3 protein-coding genes and 1 pseudogene are annotated in these 3,130 nt (G+C 57.8%); 3 read left to right on the top strand and 1 reads right to left on the bottom strand.

The window, feature by feature from the left end:
• Positions 1-150: 150 nt before the first annotated feature.
• A pseudogene (locus IV498_RS18605) lies at positions 151-468 on the top strand (helix-turn-helix domain-containing protein); the annotation flags it as partial.
• 571 nt (positions 469-1,039) lie between these two features.
• Positions 1,040-1,687, top strand: a complete 648-nt coding sequence (locus IV498_RS18600; protein WP_269048560.1) for a hypothetical protein — start codon at positions 1,040-1,042, stop codon at positions 1,685-1,687.
• Between the two features lie 299 nt (positions 1,688-1,986).
• On the opposite strand, the gene IV498_RS18595 is transcribed toward IV498_RS18600, so the two are convergent.
• The gene (locus IV498_RS18595) at positions 1,987-2,460 is read right to left on the bottom strand and encodes a glyoxalase (RefSeq protein ID WP_269048559.1); all 474 of its coding nucleotides are present in this window, start codon (positions 2,458-2,460) and stop codon (positions 1,987-1,989) included.
• Positions 2,461-3,029: 569 nt separating this feature from the next.
• Between IV498_RS18595 and IV498_RS18590 the strand changes: the two genes are divergently transcribed.
• A partial coding sequence (locus tag IV498_RS18590; protein WP_269046113.1) for a transposase occupies positions 3,030-3,130 on the top strand: 101 nt, incomplete at its 3' end.

Raw genomic sequence — 3,130 nt, 5'->3', positions numbered from 1 at the left:
GCGCCACGCCGGCCACTGGGATTCTTCTGGGCGTCCATCACGAGGCGGACCGCCCTCTGGCGAAGCTCATCAGGATACTTCTTTGGTGCTGCCATGGTGCTCATCCTTTCAAGGACTCAACACCCTCCATTAAACCCGGGGCGGTTCATCCTGAAGGAAAATCTGGCGTTCACGGCGGAGGACTCGCCGTTGGCGAATCTGATGCTCTCGGTGATGGGAGCTTTCGCTGAGTTCGAGCGGGCGTTGATCGGGGAGCGGCAACGTGAGGGCATCACCCTGGCGAAGACGCGAGGTGTCTACCGCGGCAGGGCCAAAGCACTCTCACCCGAAAAAGCTAACGACCTGAGAACACGGGCCGCTGTGGGTGAGCAAAAAGCTTCCCTAGCTCGCGAATTCGGGATCAGCCGCGAAACGCTCTACCAGTACCTCAGAACCGAAGAGCAAATCTCTGCTCAGAGCAGCGCATAATTCAAAAACTCATCGCTCGTTCCCAGGTGACCACCACCAAATCCAGGGCAAGGCGTGCCGGCAGTACACGAAAAGAGGGCAGGCCAACGGCCGGCCCTCTCATCTTTTTTTCGCAAGGGTAAATTGCTTACACCGTGGATACGGCTGATTTTACTTAAGGGGGATGGCGGCCGGCCGACGGCCTGGATGACGTCGACCATGGAGTTGCGCGGGTTCAGGAACAGGACCGCATCCAGGGATGGGACATCTACGCCCTCCGTGAGCACGGCCGCCCCGCGACACTCAGCTCCTAGTACCCTTTCCTCCGCCACTGTCCAAGGTCTACATTCAGGGGAACGGCGCCAATTGACGCTGCGCTGTTCGTCGGAACTAGGCGATCCTCATGCATGCTCTTGGCAACACATATGAAATGACCGGCCCGCCAGTAGCCGCAAACCCTCAGGATCGATTCGTATTCGGCCTCCCAGGCGCGGAAATTACCGTCGTGACGAGTGAAGGATCAGTCTTCGGCCACAGTCTCGATTTCGAAAACCACGTTGTTCGCCCGGCCACAAAGTTCGCAGGAGTGCCGGTGGCTGCGAACCCGCAGGACCGGTGGGCATTTGCACTCGACTTCTACCGACTCGCTGTCATCACCCGATCCGGGCAGCTCTTCGTCCACACAATGGATCGCTCGAACTCCGCCAATACGATCTCGAACGCATCCGTGGTTCCGGGATCTAATGGAGCCGCAATCCCGATTGGAGCCCAAAACGAGGACTGGTGGGTCACCGCGACCAACCCGGAAACCATCCTGGTCGGCCGCCGCGACGGCGGTGTCTTCTCTCATTCCCTGGACATCGAAGTGCCAACCGGCCGACCGTATGGCGAGCAAGTAGTGAAGCCCGCCATCCAAATTAACGCAGGCGGACCTCCCTTCGGATACAACCCGGACGATCAATTCGTGGTTTTCATGGGACTGCTGGTGGTAATCACCGAGGAAGGTTCGGTATGGTCTCACGATATTTCCAGAGGCTCATTCGCCCCACACGAAAAGCTCGGCGAGTTGGGACGGGTAGCCGGGCGGAGTTTCTCCAGCTCACCAGAGGCAGTACGTCACGTCGTCGGGGTCGAGCCAACCCGCGAAGGAATCGGCCACGTCATCCTCATCCGAAAGAGTGGGGCTGTGGTAGATGTCGAAGTCACCGGATTCCCCGTCATGCCTGAGCCTCCCAAATGACTCGCGCGGGACTATCGACGTCTTGCTGGTGGTCCGGACCAGTCCGTATGTCGGTCTCCTTGCATCCGACTCGTGTTCACAGCCGCCGGCCTCCGGATGCCCGGTCCAATCTTGAACGACTTCCGAACCCTGAATCCCATGTCTATGCCAAAGTCCACGGCGTTCGAGGACGTCGGTCTTAGCGCTGACGGTTCGTGTCTTCGAGCAATGTCTTCAGCTTGAGGAGGTTGGCCTTCATCTCCTTGTTGATGCTCATGGCAATGAGTGGCAGCATGAGCCCGGAAAGTCCGCGCCCACTCTCAATCTCTCTCCATCCGGCAGGTGAGCTTCGTGCCGGATTCGTTAGCCGTGGTTGTGTAGAAGCGTGGAACTGCACCGGACCAGAGCTCTAGTTCGAAGCCACCGGACTTCATGAGATAAGCGGCGTAGTGTTCGCGCCCGCCAGCGTTTGTGCACTTGTCCGCGAACAGCTGGCTCCACCCGTGATAAGCGCTCTCCCCAGCCAGAGCGTCTACGTCTTCTCGGCTCCCGGCATTGAATGCCAGGTGATTCAGCCCGGGCGCAGTGCGCTGATGGTCTCGGCTGCTCAAGTCCAGTGATTCTTCGGCAACTATGTAGGTGGGACCCCACCGCCAGCTGATCCCGTTGCTCCAGTTCTGATAATTCTCGTATCCCAAGCGGGACAAGATCCAGCCCCATTCATCCTTGGCTCGCTCGAGGTTAGGTATCCACAGTTCAATATTGTGCAGGGCGCCTTTGGAGTCATCGTTCAAGTTGGGAGTCTTTCATGCATCCAGATCCGTCAGGCCATCGCGCTAAGGGTGGCTCACGTCGTCCCCTTAAAGGATCGGCTTCAGTAGTGGTGCGGGGAAGTATGCGCTTCGACCGCGGTTCTGTACTGTCAGGAGCAGGGAAGCGACGACCACAACTCTCTTCGCGTTCGTAGATAGGTTTCATGCATGACTGAAATACCCGATTGGCACCTGGTGCAATATCTAACAGAAATAGTGAACCAGACGGAGGCTGCCGAAACTCACTGCGACAACTACATGGCAGCCCTCAAGGACGTGGGCAACGGAGCGTCTCTTCGGGCGCCAATAGACCAGCTCTTCGCTGCCGGTCAAGGCATCCTCTCCGCCGCAGCAATCGTGAATCAGTTTCTTTGGATCGACACCGAGCTCCCCAAGCCCCGAGAGTACGAGCACTTTAGCGACGAGCAGTGGGCAAAGCTCAAGCTTCACGCGAAAGCAAGAGCTAAGAAGCTCAGGAAACTCCTGGCAGCCAAAGATTCATCACTGAGGTGTACTACTGATGTGAGACACAGTTTGAAAGGATTGTGCCCATGTCCGCCCGTCAAACGTTTTCTGATGAATTCAAAGCCGATGCCGTTGATCTCGTTATTTCTTCCGGCCGTCCGATAGCCACCGTCGCCTCCGAGCTGGG

This window comes from Paenarthrobacter sp. Z7-10, from assembly GCF_026932795.1.
Lineage (GTDB): Bacteria > Actinomycetota > Actinomycetes > Actinomycetales > Micrococcaceae > Arthrobacter_M.
The sequence above is the reverse complement of the archived record's forward strand: the minus strand, read 5'-3'. Positions and strand labels throughout refer to the sequence as shown.